Source organism: Pseudomonas sp. GZD-222 (genome assembly GCF_049310525.1).
Classification (GTDB): domain Bacteria; phylum Pseudomonadota; class Gammaproteobacteria; order Pseudomonadales; family Pseudomonadaceae; genus Aquipseudomonas.
Genome location: NZ_JBMOWO010000045.1, coordinates 18,553 through 33,789 on the forward strand (window position 1 = coordinate 18,553; position 15,237 = coordinate 33,789).

Consider the following 15,237-nt stretch of genomic DNA (forward strand, 5'->3'; position numbering starts at 1 on the left):
TTTCAGCCCTGTGCTACATTACCCGCTCTTTTTTACGCGACGATTCGGCCTGGGGAGGCGTCGTCGCCGCGTGCAATCACTGAGCAAAAGGCAAGCCTATGCAGCGGCTGTATCGTAAGCGCATCGTTCTCGGCGTCGGCGGCGGCATCGCCGCCTACAAGAGTGCCGAACTGGTTCGCCGACTCCTGGAACACGGTGCGCAGGTGCGTGTCGTCATGACCCGCGGCGGTGCTGAATTCATCACACCGCTGACCCTGCAAGCACTGTCCGGTCACCCGGTGCACATGGACCTATTGGACCCTGCTGCCGAAGCGGCGATGGGCCATATCGAGCTGGCCAAGTGGGCCGACCTGGTGTTGATCGCCCCGGCCACCGCCGACCTGCTGGCGCGCATGGCCCAGGGCGTCGCCGATGACCTGCTGACCACCCTGGTGCTGGCCACCGACGCCACCGTGGCCGTCGCCCCAGCGATGAACCAGGCGATGTGGCGCGACCCGGCCACCCAGGCCAACCTCGAATTGCTCGAGAGCCGCGGCATCAAGGTGTTCGGCCCGGCCTCCGGCAGCCAGGCCTGTGGTGATGTTGGCCTCGGCCGCATGCTCGAAGCCACTGACCTCGCCTGGTGCGCCGCCGAAAGCTTCAAGCGCGAATCGCTGACCGGCAAGCACATCGTGATCACCGCCGGACCGACCCAGGAAAACATCGATCCGGTGCGCTACATCACCAACCACAGCTCCGGGAAAATGGGCTTTGCCCTGGCTGAGGCGGCGGTGGAAGCCGGTGCCAAGGTGACCCTGATCAGTGGCCCGGTGCACCTGCCAACGCCCGACCGGGTCAGCCGCATCGATGTGGTCAGCGCCCGCGACATGCTCGCTGCCTGCGAAGCGGCGATGCCCTGCGATATTTTCATCGCCTCGGCCGCAGTCGCAGACTACCGCCCGGAAGTGGTCGCACCACAGAAACTCAAGAAAGACCCTACAACAGGTGACGGCCTGCTGCTGCAGATGGTCCGCAACCCGGACATTCTCGCCAGCATCGCCACCCGTCCCGACCGCCCGTTCAGCGTCGGCTTCGCCGCCGAGACCGAACACCTGCTCGACTACGCTGCGCGCAAGCTCAAGGACAAAAACCTCGACCTGATTGTCGCCAACGATGTGGCCAACCCCAGCATCGGCTTCAACAGCGAGGAAAACGCCTGCAGCGTGATTGATCGCCAGCTTCACGAAACACTCTTCGCACAGACCAGCAAGGGCAAGATCGCCCGCCAGCTGGTTGCTTTCATCGCCGAACGTCTCAACCAGGTTTAACTCTGCATGCACGCTCTACAAGCCAAGATTCTCGATCCACGCATCGGCAACGAATTCCCGCTGCCACAGTACGCCACCCCGGGCTCGGCCGGTCTCGACCTGCGCGCCATGCTCAAGCAAGACACCGTCCTCGAGCCGGGCCAGACCCTGCTGATCCCCACTGGCCTGTCGGTATACATCGGCGATCCGGGCCTGGCGGCGCTGATCCTGCCGCGCTCGGGCCTGGGCCACAAGCACGGTATCGTGCTGGGCAACCTGGTCGGCCTGATCGACTCCGACTACCAGGGCGAGCTGATGGTTTCCTGCTGGAACCGTGGCCAGAGCGCATTCACCATCACCGTCGGCGAGCGTATTGCACAACTGGTTCTGGTACCGGTGGTGCAGGCTCATTTCGACATCGTCGAAACCTTCGACGAGAGTCAGCGCGGTGCGGGTGGTTTTGGACATTCCGGCAGCAACTGATCCACTCGTTGCCCACTGCGCGCCAAGGATGGCGAACTCTCTGGCGAAAAGACCGTCAAAGCGTTCAGTTTGAGCCTGCCCTGCACGCCCTCGATATTGGAGCTCCCCAGAGATGAACGACATGGCACACCTGGTACCTGCACTCCCGGAAAGCATCTTCCGCGCCTACGACATCCGTGGCGTGGTCGGTGACACCCTGACCGCCGAAACCGCTTACTGGATCGGCCGCGCCATCGGTGCGCAAACCCTGGCCCAAGGCGAACCGAACATCTCGGTAGGCCGAGACGGCCGCCTGTCCGGCCCGATGCTGGTCGAACAACTGATCAAGGGCCTGGTCGAAGCCGGTTGCCAGGTCAGCGATGTCGGCCTGGTGCCAACCCCTGCCCTGTACTACGCCGCCAACGTCCTGGCTGGCAAATCCGGTGTAATGCTCACCGGCAGCCACAACCCGCCAAACTACAACGGTTTCAAGATCGTCATTGCCGGCGACACCCTGGCTAACGAGCAGATCCAGGGCCTGTTGACCCGCCTGAAGACCAACGATCTGAGCCGCGGCGAAGGTAGCGTCAGCAAAGTTGAGATCCTTGATCGCTATTTCCAGCAGATCACTGGCGATATCAAGCTGGCGAAAAAACTCAAGGTCGTCGTCGACTGCGGTAACGGTGCAGCCGGTGTGATTGCGCCGCAGCTGATCGAAGCCCTGGGCTGCGAAATGATCCCGTTGTTCTGCGAAGTCGACGGCAACTTCCCTAATCATCACCCGGACCCGGGCAAACCCGAGAATCTGGTCGACCTGATTGCCAAGGTCAAGGAAACTGGTGCCGACCTCGGCCTGGCCTTCGATGGCGATGGCGACCGCGTCGGTGTGGTGACCAACACCGGCAGCATCGTCTACCCCGACCGCCTGCTGATGCTGTTCGCCCAGGACGTGCTCGAGCGCAACCCGGGCGCCGAGATCATCTTCGACGTCAAATGCACGCGTCGCCTGACCCCGCTGATCGAGCAATACGGTGGTCGCGCGCTAATGTGGAAGACGGGTCACTCGTTGATCAAAAAGAAGATGAAGCAAACCGGCGCTTTGCTGGCTGGTGAGATGAGCGGACACATTTTCATCAAGGAACGCTGGTACGGTTTCGACGACGGCATCTACAGTGCCGCGCGCCTGCTGGAGATCCTCAGCAAGGCCAAAACCGATGCCGAACAGCTGTTCGCCGCGTTCCCGAATGATATTTCCACCCCGGAAATCAACATTGATGTGACCGACGAAGGTAAATTCAGCATCATTGATGCACTGCAACGCGAGGCCGACTGGGGCCAAGACGCCAACCTGACCACCATTGACGGTGTGCGGGTCGACTATCCCCATGGCTGGGGCCTGGTTCGCGCGTCCAACACCACGCCGGTGCTGGTACTGCGCTTCGAGGCCGATAGCGACGCCCAATTGCAGCATATCCAGGAAGTATTCCGCGCCCAGTTGAAGCGCGTTGCTCCTGATCTGCAACCCAAGTTCTGACTGACCCCCTGTTCCAACTGGAGCCCTGCATGACCCTCGATCGCGATGCCGCCACCCATGTCGCCCAGGTTTTGTCCGAAGCGCTGCCTTACATCCGACGCTTTGTCGGCAAGACCCTGGTGATCAAATACGGCGGCAACGCGATGGAGAGCGAAGAGCTCAAAACCGGTTTTGCCCGCGACGTGGTGCTGATGAAAGCCGTCGGCATCAACCCGGTGGTCGTGCATGGTGGCGGCCCGCAGATCGGTGACCTGCTCAAGCGCCTGTCGATCGAAAGCCACTTCATCGATGGCATGCGCGTCACCGACGCGCAGACCATGGACGTGGTCGAGATGGTCCTCGGCGGCCAGGTGAACAAGGACATCGTCAACCTGATCAACAGCCATGGCGGCAGCGCCATTGGCCTGACCGGTAAAGACGCCCAGCTGATCCGTGCGAAAAAACTGACCGTCACCCGCAAGACGCCAGAGATGACCACCCCGGAAATCATCGATATCGGCCATGTTGGCGAAGTGGTCGGGGTTAACACCGACCTGCTCAACATGCTGGTCAAAGGTGACTTCATCCCGGTTATCGCGCCGATCGGCGTCGGTGCCAACGGCGAGTCGTACAACATCAACGCCGACCTGGTCGCAGGCAAGGTGGCCGAAGCACTGAAAGCTGAAAAGCTGATGCTGCTGACCAACATCGCCGGCCTGATGGACAAGCAAGGCACCGTACTCACCGGGCTGACCACCGAACAGGTGAATGAGCTGATCGCTGACGGCACCATCTACGGCGGCATGCTGCCGAAGATCCGCTGCGCACTGGAAGCAGTACAGGGCGGCGTCAACAGCTCGCACATCATCGACGGCCGGGTGCCGAATGCGGTGCTGCTGGAGATCTTTACTGACAGTGGTGTTGGTACCCTGATCAGCAATGACAAGCAGCGATAACTAAATAAAAAGGCGACCCTGGGGTCGCCTTTTTATTTGCTTCAGATCCCGTACTGGGCCCGATACGCCTCAACGGCCGGCAAATGCTGCTTGAGCGCCGGATCGTCGGCGAGGAACTCCAGCACCTGGGTCAGCGAAACGATGCTGACCACCGGAATACCGAAGTCACGCTCCACTTCCTGGATCGCCGACAGCTCGCCGTTACCGCGTTCCTGGCGGTTCAGCGCGATCAGGACACCCGCGGCCTTGGCCTGCTGACCCTGGATGATCTGCATGACTTCGCGGATCGCGGTGCCAGCAGTGATCACATCGTCGATGATCAGCACGTCGCCGGTCAGCGGTGCACCGACCAGGCTGCCGCCTTCGCCGTGCGCCTTGGCTTCTTTGCGGTTGAAGCACCACGGCAGGTCGAGGTCATGATGCTCGGCCAGCGCTACGGCAGTGGCTGCCGCCAGGGGAATACCCTTGTAGGCCGGGCCGAACAGCACGTCGAACGGAATCTTGCTGTCGACGATCGCCGCCGCATAGAAACGTCCGAGCTGAGCCAGGGCCGAACCACTGTTGAACAGGCCGGCATTGAAGAAATACGGGCTGGTGCGCCCGGATTTGAGAGTGAATTCACCGAAGCGCAGAACCCCGCGGTCGATGGCAAAACGAATGAAGTCGCGCTGATACGGCTGCATGAAGAGTCCCGGATACCACGGATTTAGCTAAATGAGTACAGCTCGGGTATCATACACGCACGAGATTTTTGGGGCCATTTATGCGGATCATCAGTGTGAACGTTAATGGCATTCAGGCTGCCGTCGAGCGTGGTTTGCTCAGCTGGCTACAAGCCCAGAATGCTGACGTCATCTGCCTTCAGGATACCCGCGCCTCGGCCTTTGAACTCGACGACCCAGCTTTCCAGCTTGATGGCTACTTCCTTTATGCCTGCGACGCAGAAGTTCCCGCCCAAGGCGGCGTGGCACTTTATTCGCGGTTGCAGCCCAAGGCAGTCATCAGCGGCCTGGGCTTCGAGACAGCCGACCGCTACGGACGTTACCTGCAGGCCGATTTCGACAAGGTAAGCATCGCAACGCTGCTGCTGCCTTCGGGAATGAACGGCGACGAGGACTTGAACCAGAAGTTCAAGTTGATGGACGACTTCGCCAAGTACCTGGACAAGCAGCGACGCAAACGTCGTGAGTACATCTATTGCGGCTCGTTGTACGTGGCGCAGCAGAAGCTCGACGTCAAGAACTGGCGCGATGGCCAGCAATCGCCGGGCTTCCTGGCGCCTGAGCGGGCCTGGATGGACACCGTCGTCGGTGACATGGGTTATGTCGACGCCCTGCGCGAAGTCAGCCGTGAAGGCGACCAGTACAGCTGGTGGCCGGACAACGAACAGGCCGAGATGCTCAACCTGGGCTGGCGTTTCGACTACCAGCTGCTGACCCCGGGCCTGCGCCGCTTCGTGCGTAGCGCACGCCTGCCGCGTCAACCGCGCTTCTCCCAGCACGCGCCACTGATCGTGGACTACGACTGGACGCTGACGATCTGATTCGTTCAGGCACAAAAAAACCGACATCACGTCGGTTTTTTTGTGCCTGCTGTCAGCTGATCATTATTTGATCGGCCGCCAGGTCAACGGGTAGCGATAGGGCTGTCCGTCATTGGCCTTGACCCCGGCAACGATGGTGAGGATCAGTACGGCAACCATCAACATGCCGAACAACACGATCCCCACCAGCACGAACATCAGCGCAAAGCAGATGATCGAGGCCAGAAACACGGTGAGCTGAAAGTTCAGCGCTTCCTTGCCCTGGGCATCAATGAACGGGTCCAGGTCCTTTTTCCAGATCCACATCACCAGCGGACCCAGCAGGTTACCGAACGGCACGACCAGCCCCAGCAGGGCGGCCAGGTGGCAGAACATCGCCCACTGACGAATCTCGGCATTGGGGGTGGGCAACTGCAACGGTTGCTCGCTCATGTTCTGCTCCTTGCCTTATCGGACTCAGTCAGCCAGTGCGGCTTGCTGCAGTTCGAACAGATCGACCATGCCTTTTTGCGCCAGCGCCAGCATGGCGTTGAGCTCTTCAGGCTGGAACGGCGCGCCTTCGGCGGTGCCCTGGACTTCGATGAAGCCACCCTGGCTGGTCATGACCACGTTGAGGTCGGTCTCGGCAGCCGAGTCTTCCAGGTAGTCCAGGTCGAGCACAGCTTCGCCCTGGTACATGCCAACCGAAACAGCAGCGATCATGTGCTTGAGCGGGTCGCCAGCCTTGAGGCCGCCACGCTTCTTGACCACGCGCAGGGCATCGACCAGGGCAACCATGGCACCGGTGATCGACGCAGTGCGGGTACCGCCATCGGCCTGGATCACGTCGCAGTCGACGTACAGGGTGATGTCGCCGAGCTTGCTCATGTCCAGTGCGGCACGCAGAGAGCGGCCGATCAGACGCTGGATTTCGAGGGTACGACCGCCCTGCTTGCCGCGCGCGGCTTCACGCTGGTTACGCTCGCCGGTGGAGCGCGGCAGCATGCCGTATTCGGCAGTCAGCCAGCCTTGGCCCTGGCCCTTGAGGAAGCGCGGCACGCCGTTCTCGACGCTGACGGTACAGACGACTTTGGTGTCACCGAACTCGACCAGTACTGATCCCTCGGCGTGTTTGGTGTAGTTGCGGGTGATGCGGATCGAGCGGAGCTGATCGGCAACGCGACCACTTGGACGTTTCATTTGGGATACCTGTACTGGGTTTGAATCTGCCGAGCATTATAGAGCGCAGCGGGCCGTGAGCACACGTCTATTGTCGCAGGCCCCGAAACAGAGGGCCCAGAGGCGCTGGTCGGTTTTTTCCGGAAGTTGCCTGGCTGTTTGTAACATCAGTGCATTGGGAGCCAGCGCCGCACTGCGCTACAATCTTGCGCCTTTGCAGCCGGTTGGCTTTTCCTTGATCCATTTTTTGCGAGGTACTTCCCATGGTGCACAGCATGACCGCTTTTGCTCGTGTCGAGCGCGCCGGTAGCCAGGGCACCCTGATCTGGGAACTACGCTCGGTCAATCACCGCTACCTGGAGCCGCACCTGCGCCTGCCAGAAGCCCTGCGCGACCTTGAGGGCGCGGTGCGTGAAGCCCTGCGCCAGGGACTGTCGCGCGGCAAGGTCGAATGCACCTTGCGCTTCAATGAAGAAAACGCCGGCAAGCCGCTGCAGGTCGACCGCGAGCGCGCCGCGCAACTGGTCGCCGCCGCCGAGACCGTGGCCAGCCTGATCAAGCAGCCAGCGCCGCTGAACCCGCTGGAGGTACTGGCCTGGCCAGGCGTGCTGGTCGCTGATGCCAGCGACCCGCAAGCGCTGAACAATGACGCGATGAACCTGTTCGAAGAAGCCCTCAAGGAGCTCAAGAACGGCCGTAACCGCGAAGGTGCCGAACTGGCCCGCCTGATTCACGAGCGCCTGGACAGCATGGCCAGCGAAGTCACCACCCTGCGCGCCCTGGTGCCGCAGATGCTCGCCGCCCAACGCCAGAAGATTCTCGACCGTTTCACCGACATGCAGGCCGAACTCGACCCGCAGCGCCTGGAACAGGAAATGGTCCTGCTGGCGCAGAAGAGCGACGTCGCCGAAGAGCTCGACCGCCTGAGCACCCACATCAACGAAGTACGCCGGGTGCTGAAGTCCGGCGGTGCCGCTGGCCGGCGCCTGGACTTCCTGATGCAGGAGCTCAACCGCGAAGCCAACACCCTGGGCTCCAAAGCCTTCGACCCACGCAGCACCCAGTCCGCGGTCAACCTCAAGGTTCTGATCGAGCAGATGCGTGAACAAGTACAGAACATTGAGTAAGGCCACCCCGACCATGAATCACAGCAGCGGCACCCTTTATATCGTTTCCGCCCCGTCCGGCGCCGGCAAGACCAGCCTGGTCAAGGCCCTGATCGACGCCGACAACAGCATCCAGGTGTCGGTTTCGCACACCACCCGGGCCATGCGTCCAGGCGAAACGCACGGGGTGAACTACCACTTCGTCGAGCACGCCGAGTTCAAGCTGATGATCGAGCAAGGCGACTTCCTCGAGCAGGCCGAGGTCTTCGGGAATTTCTACGGGACTTCGCGCAGCGCCTTGCAGCAGACCCTCGACCAGGGTCACGACCTGATCCTGGAAATCGACTGGCAAGGTGCCCAGCAGGTGCGCAAGCTGATGCCTGAGGCGCGCTCGATCTTCATCCTGCCGCCGACCCAGGAAGCCCTGCGTCAGCGCCTGACCAACCGTGGCCAGGACAGCGATGAAATCATCGAAGGACGGATGCGTGAAGCGGTGAGCGAGATGAGTCACTACGACGAGTATGACTTCGTCATCATCAACGATGACTTCGCCACTGCGCTGGAAGACCTCAAGGCGGTGTTCCGCGCCAACCGCTTGCTACAGGCTAACCAGCAGCAGCGTCATGGCCAGCTGCTCAAGCAATTGCTTGCCTGAGCAACCGGTCACTCCAGCCGCTTAGCGGCGGCTGGAGACAGTGGCGTGACGTTGCAGGGTCATGCCCAGGAAGAACGCCGGCGCCCGCAGGCGTGACAGCATCATCAGCCCCAGCCCCAGCAGCGTGATGATCACTGCGATCACGAACACCAGGCCCAGACCACCGACGTGCGAACCGCTGCCGAACGACGGCGAAGCACTGTCGTAGGCGGTCTGCAGGAAGATCACCGAGAGAATGCCGCCACCGAGCAGCGGGCACAGGCCACGCATCAGGAAGTGACGCACGCTGTCGAACAGGCTGTGGCGGAAGTACCAGACACAAGCGTAAGCGGTCAGCGAGTAGTAGAAGCAGATCATCATGCCCAGGGCAGTGATGGTGTCGGCCAATACGTTCTCACTCAGGGTACGCATGGTGACGTAGAACACACCCGCCGCCACACCCGCACAGATCGTCGCGTAACGTGGAGTTTTCGAGCGTGGGCAGATGTTGGCGAAGCGCTCCGGCACGGCACCGTAGTAACCCATGGCCAGCAAAGTACGCGCCGGCGCAACAAAGGTCGACTGCAGCGAAGCAGCGGTACTGGCCAGCACCGCGATCGACATCAGGATCGCCAGCGGGCCCATGACCGGGCCTGCCAGGTGGGCAAAGACGTTTTCCTGAATGCGCGGGTTGTTCAGGCCCAGACCCACATCACTGATACCGGCAAACTGCAGTGTGGCAATTGCGGTCACCAGGTACAGCCCCAGAATCAGCAGGACGGTCAGGGTTGCCGCACGGCCAGGGGTATCACCGCTGCCCACCGACTCTTCGCTGATGCTCAGGCAGACATCCCAGCCCCAGAAGATGAAGATCGACAACGACAGGCCGGCCGTAAACGCCGAGAACGACTCGACGCCAAAGGGATTGAACCAGTCGAAATCAAACTGCAGAGGCGGCATCGCCGACGACTCGCCAAAAGCGGCCATCGCGAAGCCAATCAGCACCACCAGCTGCAGTGCCACCAGGCCGTACTGAACGGTCATGGTAGTGGCGATCCCGCGGCAGCAAATCCACACCGCCATGGCAATGAAAACGCAACAGGTGACGACGTTGATCAACAGGTTATCGGCCAGCGCCGCCACCTCGTGGTTACCGGTTATCTGCCCCAGGAACAGATAGAAGAAGTCGACGGCGACCCCTGCGAGGTTGGACAACACAATGGTGGTGGCCGTGACCAACCCCCAACCGCCGATCCAGCCGATCATCGGGCCAAACGCCCGCGCCGACCAGGTAAAGGAAGTACCGCTGTCAGGCTCGGCCGAGTTCAGCTCGCGGTAGCCCAGCGCTACCAGCAGCATGGGCAGGAAACCGACGATGAACACCGCCGGCAGGTGAGCACCGACTTCACGCACGGTTGGACCGAGGGCGCCAGTGAGGGTGTAGACCGGTGCAATGGTGGAGATACCCAGGACAATGCTCGCCAGCAGACCAAGCCGGCCCGAGGCCAGCCCTTTGGATGCTTTCGATGCACCTTTTTCCTGAGTGCGAGCCTGTCCCATACCTGGGGACAGGCCTGCTTCGTATTCGCTCATGAGTAGTTGCCGCCGCTTTTACTATTGTTTTTCAGGACGCCTTGCAGCGCGTCCGCTTGCACTCATTGAAACCTGTTGCTTCAGTTCCGGATCAACCGGATGACCTCATACGGTCTTCTCCCGGTGACGCTCGCCCCTTGCACGGGCCAGGCATGCCTCACGAAACGCCTGGAACAGACGCAACGAAACCGGGTTTTCGGCCAAGCGGTACTCCGGGTGCCATTGCACACCGACCACAAAGCCCGGGGCGTCCTCCATGGACACTGCTTCGATCAATCCGTCCGGCGCCCGGGCCTCGGCACGCAAGCTGTCCGCCAGGCGATCGATGCCCTGGCTGTGCAGCGAATTGACCATGAAGCGTTGTTCCAGCCCCAGCCGCTCGAACAGCCCGCCGGGCTGCACGGTAACGCTATGACGTGGGCTGTATTGCTCTTCCAGTGGCGCGTCCTGCGGCTCGCGGTGATCGAGGAAACCCGGCAGTTCCTGCACCCGCTGGTGCAGCGTGCCGCCCAAGGCAACGTTCAATTCCTGAAATCCACGGCAGATGCAGAACACCGGCACACCGGTGGCAATGGCGGCCTGCAGCAACGGCAGGGTCAAGCGGTCGCGAAACACATCGTGCTTCGTACCTTCCACGCTGGGGGCGCCATTGTAATGATGCGGCTCGACATTAGAAGGCGAACCGGTAAAAAGAATGCCATCGAGGCGTTCCAGCACGCGCTGCGGGTCACCCGGCTCGGCGCGTGCGGGCAGGATCAGAGGGATCCCGGCAAAACCTGCTGCTTCGACATACTTGTCGCCGACAGTGTGCGACGAATTGTTGCCCAACTGCTGACGACAGGCGGAAATGCCAATCAAAGGCGGCAGGTCATTGGTAGTTTGCATGGGTTCACCCTCCCTTACAGCTTGATCCAGGTCGCCTTGAGTTCGGTGTATTTATCAAATGCGTGCAGCGACTTGTCCCGGCCATTGCCCGACTGCTTGAAACCGCCAAAGGGCGCGGTCATGTCGCCGCCGTCGTACTGGTTGACCCAGACGCTGCCGGCACGCAGGGCGCGGGCGGTCTTGTGGGCACGGGAAATGTCGTTGGTCCAGACCGCCGCGGCCAGGCCGAAGGGCGAATCGTTGGCAATGGCAACGGCCTCTTCGGCGCTGTCGAAGGTGATCACCGAAAGCACCGGGCCGAAGATTTCCTCGCGAGCGATACGCATGGCATTGGTCACGCCATCGAAGATCGCCGGCTGCAGGTAAACGCCGCAGGTGTCCTCCAGTACACGTTCGCCACCGGTCAGCAACGTGGCGCCATCGGCCTTGCCGGCTTCGATGTAGCCGAGCACGGTATCCAGCTGGGTGCTGTCGACCAAGGCGCCGACGCGGGTTTCCGGGGCCAGGGCGTGACCGGGTTTCCAGGCCTTGAGGGCCTCGACCACCATCGGCAGGAAACGCTCCTTGATGCTGCGCTCGACCAGCAAGCGCGAACCGGCAATGCACACTTCGCCCTGATTGAAGGCAATCGCCGCCGCTGCTGCATCGGCCGCGGCCTGCAAGTCCGGGGCGTCAGCGAAGACGATGTTCGGGCTCTTGCCGCCGGCTTCCAGCCAGACGCGCTTCATGTTCGACTCACCGGCATAGACCATCAGTTGCTTGGCAATACGCGTGGAGCCCGTGAACACCAGGGTGTCGACGTCCATGTGCAAGGCCAGGGCCTTGCCGACCGTGTGACCGTAACCCGGCAGCACGTTCAGCACACCGGCCGGGATACCCGCCTCGAGCGCCAACCGGGCGATACGGATCGCGGTCAGGGGTGATTTTTCGGACGGTTTGAGGATCACCGAGTTACCGGTGGCCAGGGCCGGGCCGAGTTTCCAACAGGCCATCATCAGTGGGAAGTTCCACGGAACAATGGCCGCAACCACGCCGACCGGCTCGCGGGTGACCAGACCCAGCTGGTCGGACGCGGTTGCAGCAACTTCGTCATAAATCTTGTCGATGGCTTCGGCATGCCAGCGGATGGCATTGGCCGCAGCCGGAATATCGATACTCAGGGAATCGGCAATCGGCTTGCCCATGTCCAGGGTTTCCAGCAACGCCAGCTCTTGGGCGTTGGCCAGCAGCAAGTCGGCGAAGGCAATCAGCACCCGCTTGCGTTGCGCCGGTGCCTGCAATGCCCAGACGCCACTGTCAAAGCTGCGCCGAGCCGCGGCTACGGCAAGCTCCGCGTCGGCGCTGTCGCAACTGGCGATCTGCGCCAGCTGGCGGCCATCCACCGGGCTTGAACAATCGAAAGTGTCACCAGCAACACTGGTGCAATACTGCCCATCGATAAAGGCGCGGCCTTCGATCTTCAGGGTCTGGAACAGCTGTTCCCAGTGTTCACGTGGTGCAATTGTCATTGTTGTTTTCTCCGGGCATCACACGGTATGCAGGTACCAGTTGTATTCGAGGTCGGAAATCGACACCTCGAACTCAGCCATTTCGCTTTCCTTGCAGGCGACAAAAATGTCGATGTAGTCCGGGCTGATGTATTTGTTCAGCACTTCACTGTCATCGAGCTCACGCAACGCATCGCGCAAGTTGTTCGGCAGGCTCTGTTCCAGTTGCTCGTAGGAGTTGCCTTCAATCGGCGCACCCGGTTCGATCTGGTTGGTCAGGCCGTGGTGAATACCGGCCAGGATCGCCGCCATCATCAGGTACGGGTTGGCATCGGCGCCGGCTACGCGGTGTTCGATACGCACCGCATCGCTGCTGCCGGTCGGTACGCGGACCGCCACAGTGCGGTTGTCCAGGCCCCAGCTCGGCGCATTGGGCACATAGAACTGGGCACCGAAACGGCGGTAGGAGTTGATGTTCGGGCACAGGAAGGCCATCGATGCCGGCATGGTTTCCAGCACACCGCCGATGGCGTGACGCAGGGTCTCGCTCTGCTCGGGGTCATCGCTGGTGAAAATGTTCTTGCCGGTTTTCTTGTCCAGCAACGAGATATGCACATGTAGACCGTTGCCCGCCTGGCCCGGGTAAGGCTTGGCCATGAAGGTGGAGTCCATCTCATGGTCGTAGGCGATGTTCTTGATCAGGCGCTTGAGCAGCACCGCGTAGTCACAGGCCTTGATCGCGTCGGCGACGTGATGCAGGTTGACCTCGAACTGCGCCGGCGCGCTTTCCTTGACGATGGCATCGGCGGGAATGCCCTGCTCTTTCGCCGCTTCGAGCATGTCCTGCAGGCAGTCAACGTACTCGTCCAGGTCATCGATCAGGTACACCTGGGTCGACTGCGGACGCTTGCCGGAGATTGGCGAGCGCGGGGGCTGTGGCCGGCCGTTGAGGTTGTCCTGGTCGATCAGGTAGAACTCCAGCTCGAACGCCGCGCAGATATCCAGGCCCAAGGCGTCGAATTTCTCCACCACACCACGCAGCACTTCCCGCGGGTCGGCGAAGAACGGCGCGCCGTCCAGTTCGTGCATGGTCATCAGCAACTGGGCGGTAGGACGCTTCTGCCAGGGTTCGTAGCTCAGGGTGCCGGGAATCGGGAAACAGATGCGGTCGGCGTCGCCGATATCCAGGCCCAGACCGGTGCTTTCCACGGTGGAGCCGTTGATGTCGAGGGCGAACAACGAAGCCGGCAGGTTGATGCCTTTTTCGTAGACTTTGACCAGGCTCGCACGCTCGATGCGCTTGCCACGTACCACGCCGTTCATGTCGGCAATCAACAGATCGACAAATTGCACCTCAGGGTGGGCCTTGAGAAATTCACCCATCTCGTCGAGAGGGATGGCGCGCGGGGAGACCGACGTCATGGCTAGGCATCCTTTGATTTTTTATCGAACGACTGTGGAGGAGGTACTGCGGCGCTAACGGGAGCGGCGATGGTTTCATTTGTTCTTTTAAGTAGTCCCATCGTGGGGAACTGCAGAGCGTTGTCATATAGGACTTTCGTTCCACATGCTGACAACGTTACGAGTTGATTCACGACTGCTGCCTCACTATAGAATGGCCCTAGCGCAACAGACATTGGCATTTAGGCAAGCAAAGAGTGCACCCATGCAATATCAGATCAGTCACGCCGACCTCTCGCTGGTACTCGCCCTGGTACGCGGGCGCTCACTGGCAAAAGCCGCAGAACTGCTGCGGGTTGATGTTTCGACGGTGTTCCGCTCGATTCGGCGCATGGAAGCTGCCCTCGGTACCGCCTTGTTCGTAAAAAGCCGTAAAGGCTACATTCCCACCGGTACCGCCCAGGCCCTGGCCGAACAGGCCGAACGCGCCGAACAGGCACTGGATGCCGCACGGGTGGCGCTGGAGCATGGCGAACAAGTGGTCAGCGGTACCGTCCGCCTGACCTGCACCGATGCCGTGCTGCACAGCCTGTTGCTGCCGGCGCTGGCGGAATTCATGCCGGCCTATCCGGCCCTGTCGCTGGAGCTGGCGACCTCCAACACCTTCGCCAACCTGAGCCGCCGCGACGCCGACCTCGCCCTGCGCCTGACCAACTCGCCGCCGGAGCATCTGGTTGGCCGCTGCCTGGGCTCGGCCTCTTATGTGGTCTGTGGCCGCGAGGAATATCGGGCAAAACTCAAGGAAGCCCCGGCCAGCCTGCCCTGGATCGCGCCGGATGACGCCATGCAGGACCACCCCACCGTGGTCTGGCGCAGCGAGCATTTGCCCGCTGTGACGCCACGCTATCGCTGCAGCAGCATCTCCGCGATTGCCCAACTGGTCACTGCAGGGCTGGGGGTGGCGGCGTTGCCCGATTACATGGCGCACACCCTGCCGGGCGTTGAACCCTTGAGCGAGGCGCTGCCGGGGTGCGACACCGAAGTCTGGCTGCTGACCCGCCCGGATTGCCGGGCGTTGCGCTCGGTGCAGACGCTGTTCGACGAACTGACGCCACGGCTGCGGGATGCCCTCGGCCGCCAGTAAAATCGCTATCGCGGGGGGAGAAAGCCTCCCCCGCCACCCAGGGGGGCGGGGGGGGTCCCCAAGGCGGGT

14 protein-coding genes and 1 pseudogene are annotated in these 15,237 nt (G+C 61.6%); 8 read left to right on the plus strand and 7 right to left on the minus strand.

The annotated features are described in order from the left end of the window. Positions 1 to 98: 98 nt before the first annotated feature. From coaBC to argB, 4 genes and pseudogenes are all read left to right on the plus strand, one after another. A complete protein-coding gene (gene coaBC, locus ACO6VD_RS08170; RefSeq protein WP_422418218.1) occupies positions 99 to 1,307 on the plus strand; it encodes a bifunctional phosphopantothenoylcysteine decarboxylase/phosphopantothenate--cysteine ligase CoaBC in 1,209 nt (402 codons plus the stop codon). A gap of 6 nt (positions 1,308 to 1,313) precedes the next feature. Then, on the plus strand, positions 1,314 to 1,769 hold the full coding sequence (dut, locus tag ACO6VD_RS08175; protein ID WP_422418220.1) for a dUTP diphosphatase: 456 nt from the start codon (positions 1,314 to 1,316) through the stop codon (positions 1,767 to 1,769). Between the two features lie 136 nt (positions 1,770 to 1,905). Continuing rightward, positions 1,906 to 3,282, plus strand: a pseudogene (locus ACO6VD_RS08180) (phosphomannomutase/phosphoglucomutase); the annotation flags it as partial. Between the two features lie 29 nt (positions 3,283 to 3,311). Further along, positions 3,312 to 4,217 (plus strand): acetylglutamate kinase, encoded by a 906-nt coding sequence (argB, locus tag ACO6VD_RS08185; RefSeq protein ID WP_400171591.1) that lies wholly within the window; start codon positions 3,312 to 3,314, stop codon positions 4,215 to 4,217. Between the two features lie 41 nt (positions 4,218 to 4,258). On the opposite strand, the gene pyrE is transcribed toward argB, so the two are convergent. After that, a complete protein-coding gene (gene pyrE, locus ACO6VD_RS08190) occupies positions 4,259 to 4,900 on the minus strand; it encodes an orotate phosphoribosyltransferase (RefSeq protein WP_010225878.1) in 642 nt (213 codons plus the stop codon). A gap of 80 nt (positions 4,901 to 4,980) precedes the next feature. Between pyrE and ACO6VD_RS08195 the strand changes: the two genes are divergently transcribed. Then, complete coding sequence (locus ACO6VD_RS08195) at positions 4,981 to 5,760, plus strand: exodeoxyribonuclease III (RefSeq protein ID WP_028942456.1); 780 nt, start codon at positions 4,981 to 4,983, stop codon at positions 5,758 to 5,760. Positions 5,761 to 5,823: 63 nt separating this feature from the next. Here the strand turns inward: ACO6VD_RS08195 and ACO6VD_RS08200 are convergent, their stop codons facing one another. Next, positions 5,824 to 6,192, minus strand: coding sequence for a DUF4870 domain-containing protein (locus ACO6VD_RS08200; protein ID WP_136478744.1), 369 nt, complete (start codon positions 6,190 to 6,192; stop codon positions 5,824 to 5,826). 24 nt (positions 6,193 to 6,216) lie between these two features. Continuing rightward, positions 6,217 to 6,939: a ribonuclease PH gene (gene rph, locus ACO6VD_RS08205; RefSeq protein WP_400171589.1), complete on the minus strand. Its 723-nt coding sequence runs from the start codon at positions 6,937 to 6,939 to the stop codon at positions 6,217 to 6,219. Between the two features lie 242 nt (positions 6,940 to 7,181). Between rph and ACO6VD_RS08210 the strand changes: the two genes are divergently transcribed. Beyond that, positions 7,182 to 8,045 (plus strand): YicC/YloC family endoribonuclease, encoded by an 864-nt coding sequence (locus ACO6VD_RS08210; protein WP_422418223.1) that lies wholly within the window; start codon positions 7,182 to 7,184, stop codon positions 8,043 to 8,045. Positions 8,046 to 8,058: 13 nt separating this feature from the next. Then, complete coding sequence (gene gmk, locus ACO6VD_RS08215) at positions 8,059 to 8,679, plus strand: guanylate kinase (protein ID WP_400171612.1); 621 nt, start codon at positions 8,059 to 8,061, stop codon at positions 8,677 to 8,679. Between the two features lie 21 nt (positions 8,680 to 8,700). Here gmk and ACO6VD_RS08220 read toward each other — a convergent pair whose 3' ends face one another. From ACO6VD_RS08220 to ACO6VD_RS08235, 4 genes are all read right to left on the minus strand, one after another. Then, positions 8,701 to 10,251 (minus strand): APC family permease, encoded by a 1,551-nt coding sequence (locus ACO6VD_RS08220; protein WP_422418225.1) that lies wholly within the window; start codon positions 10,249 to 10,251, stop codon positions 8,701 to 8,703. 105 nt (positions 10,252 to 10,356) lie between these two features. Further along, positions 10,357 to 11,136 (minus strand): gamma-glutamyl-gamma-aminobutyrate hydrolase family protein, encoded by a 780-nt coding sequence (locus ACO6VD_RS08225; protein ID WP_422418227.1) that lies wholly within the window; start codon positions 11,134 to 11,136, stop codon positions 10,357 to 10,359. 14 nt (positions 11,137 to 11,150) lie between these two features. Then, positions 11,151 to 12,644: an aldehyde dehydrogenase gene (locus ACO6VD_RS08230; protein WP_422418229.1), complete on the minus strand. Its 1,494-nt coding sequence runs from the start codon at positions 12,642 to 12,644 to the stop codon at positions 11,151 to 11,153. 18 nt (positions 12,645 to 12,662) lie between these two features. Then, on the minus strand, positions 12,663 to 14,045 hold the full coding sequence (locus tag ACO6VD_RS08235; RefSeq protein ID WP_422418231.1) for a glutamine synthetase family protein: 1,383 nt from the start codon (positions 14,043 to 14,045) through the stop codon (positions 12,663 to 12,665). A 244-nt stretch (positions 14,046 to 14,289) separates the two neighbouring features. Here ACO6VD_RS08235 and ACO6VD_RS08240 point away from each other — a divergent pair, with 244 nt between their 5' ends. Continuing rightward, the gene (locus tag ACO6VD_RS08240; protein WP_422418233.1) at positions 14,290 to 15,168 is read left to right on the plus strand and encodes a LysR family transcriptional regulator; all 879 of its coding nucleotides are present in this window, start codon (positions 14,290 to 14,292) and stop codon (positions 15,166 to 15,168) included. Positions 15,169 to 15,237 lie beyond the last annotated feature (69 nt).

Excerpts from the sequence above, each read along its gene's own strand:
- ACO6VD_RS08200 (WP_136478744.1), bottom strand. The coding sequence starts at position 6,192 with ATGAGCGAGCAACCGTTGCAGTTGCCCACCCCCAATGCCGAGATTCGT.
- ACO6VD_RS08235 (WP_422418231.1), bottom strand. The coding sequence starts at position 14,045 with ATGACGTCGGTCTCCCCGCGCGCCATCCCTCTCGACGAGATGGGTGAA.
- ACO6VD_RS08220 (WP_422418225.1), bottom strand. The coding sequence starts at position 10,251 with ATGAGCGAATACGAAGCAGGCCTGTCCCCAGGTATGGGACAGGCTCGC.
- ACO6VD_RS08230 (WP_422418229.1), bottom strand. The coding sequence starts at position 12,644 with ATGACAATTGCACCACGTGAACACTGGGAACAGCTGTTCCAGACCCTG.
- rph (WP_400171589.1), bottom strand. The coding sequence starts at position 6,939 with ATGAAACGTCCAAGTGGTCGCGTTGCCGATCAGCTCCGCTCGATCCGC.
- dut (WP_422418220.1), top strand. The coding sequence starts at position 1,314 with ATGCACGCTCTACAAGCCAAGATTCTCGATCCACGCATCGGCAACGAA.
- pyrE (WP_010225878.1), bottom strand. The coding sequence starts at position 4,900 with ATGCAGCCGTATCAGCGCGACTTCATTCGTTTTGCCATCGACCGCGGG.
- ACO6VD_RS08210 (WP_422418223.1), top strand. The coding sequence starts at position 7,182 with ATGGTGCACAGCATGACCGCTTTTGCTCGTGTCGAGCGCGCCGGTAGC.
- ACO6VD_RS08225 (WP_422418227.1), bottom strand. The coding sequence starts at position 11,136 with ATGCAAACTACCAATGACCTGCCGCCTTTGATTGGCATTTCCGCCTGT.
- coaBC (WP_422418218.1), top strand. The coding sequence starts at position 99 with ATGCAGCGGCTGTATCGTAAGCGCATCGTTCTCGGCGTCGGCGGCGGC.
- ACO6VD_RS08195 (WP_028942456.1), top strand. The coding sequence starts at position 4,981 with ATGCGGATCATCAGTGTGAACGTTAATGGCATTCAGGCTGCCGTCGAG.
- argB (WP_400171591.1), top strand. The coding sequence starts at position 3,312 with ATGACCCTCGATCGCGATGCCGCCACCCATGTCGCCCAGGTTTTGTCC.
- gmk (WP_400171612.1), top strand. The coding sequence starts at position 8,059 with ATGAATCACAGCAGCGGCACCCTTTATATCGTTTCCGCCCCGTCCGGC.
- ACO6VD_RS08240 (WP_422418233.1), top strand. The coding sequence starts at position 14,290 with ATGCAATATCAGATCAGTCACGCCGACCTCTCGCTGGTACTCGCCCTG.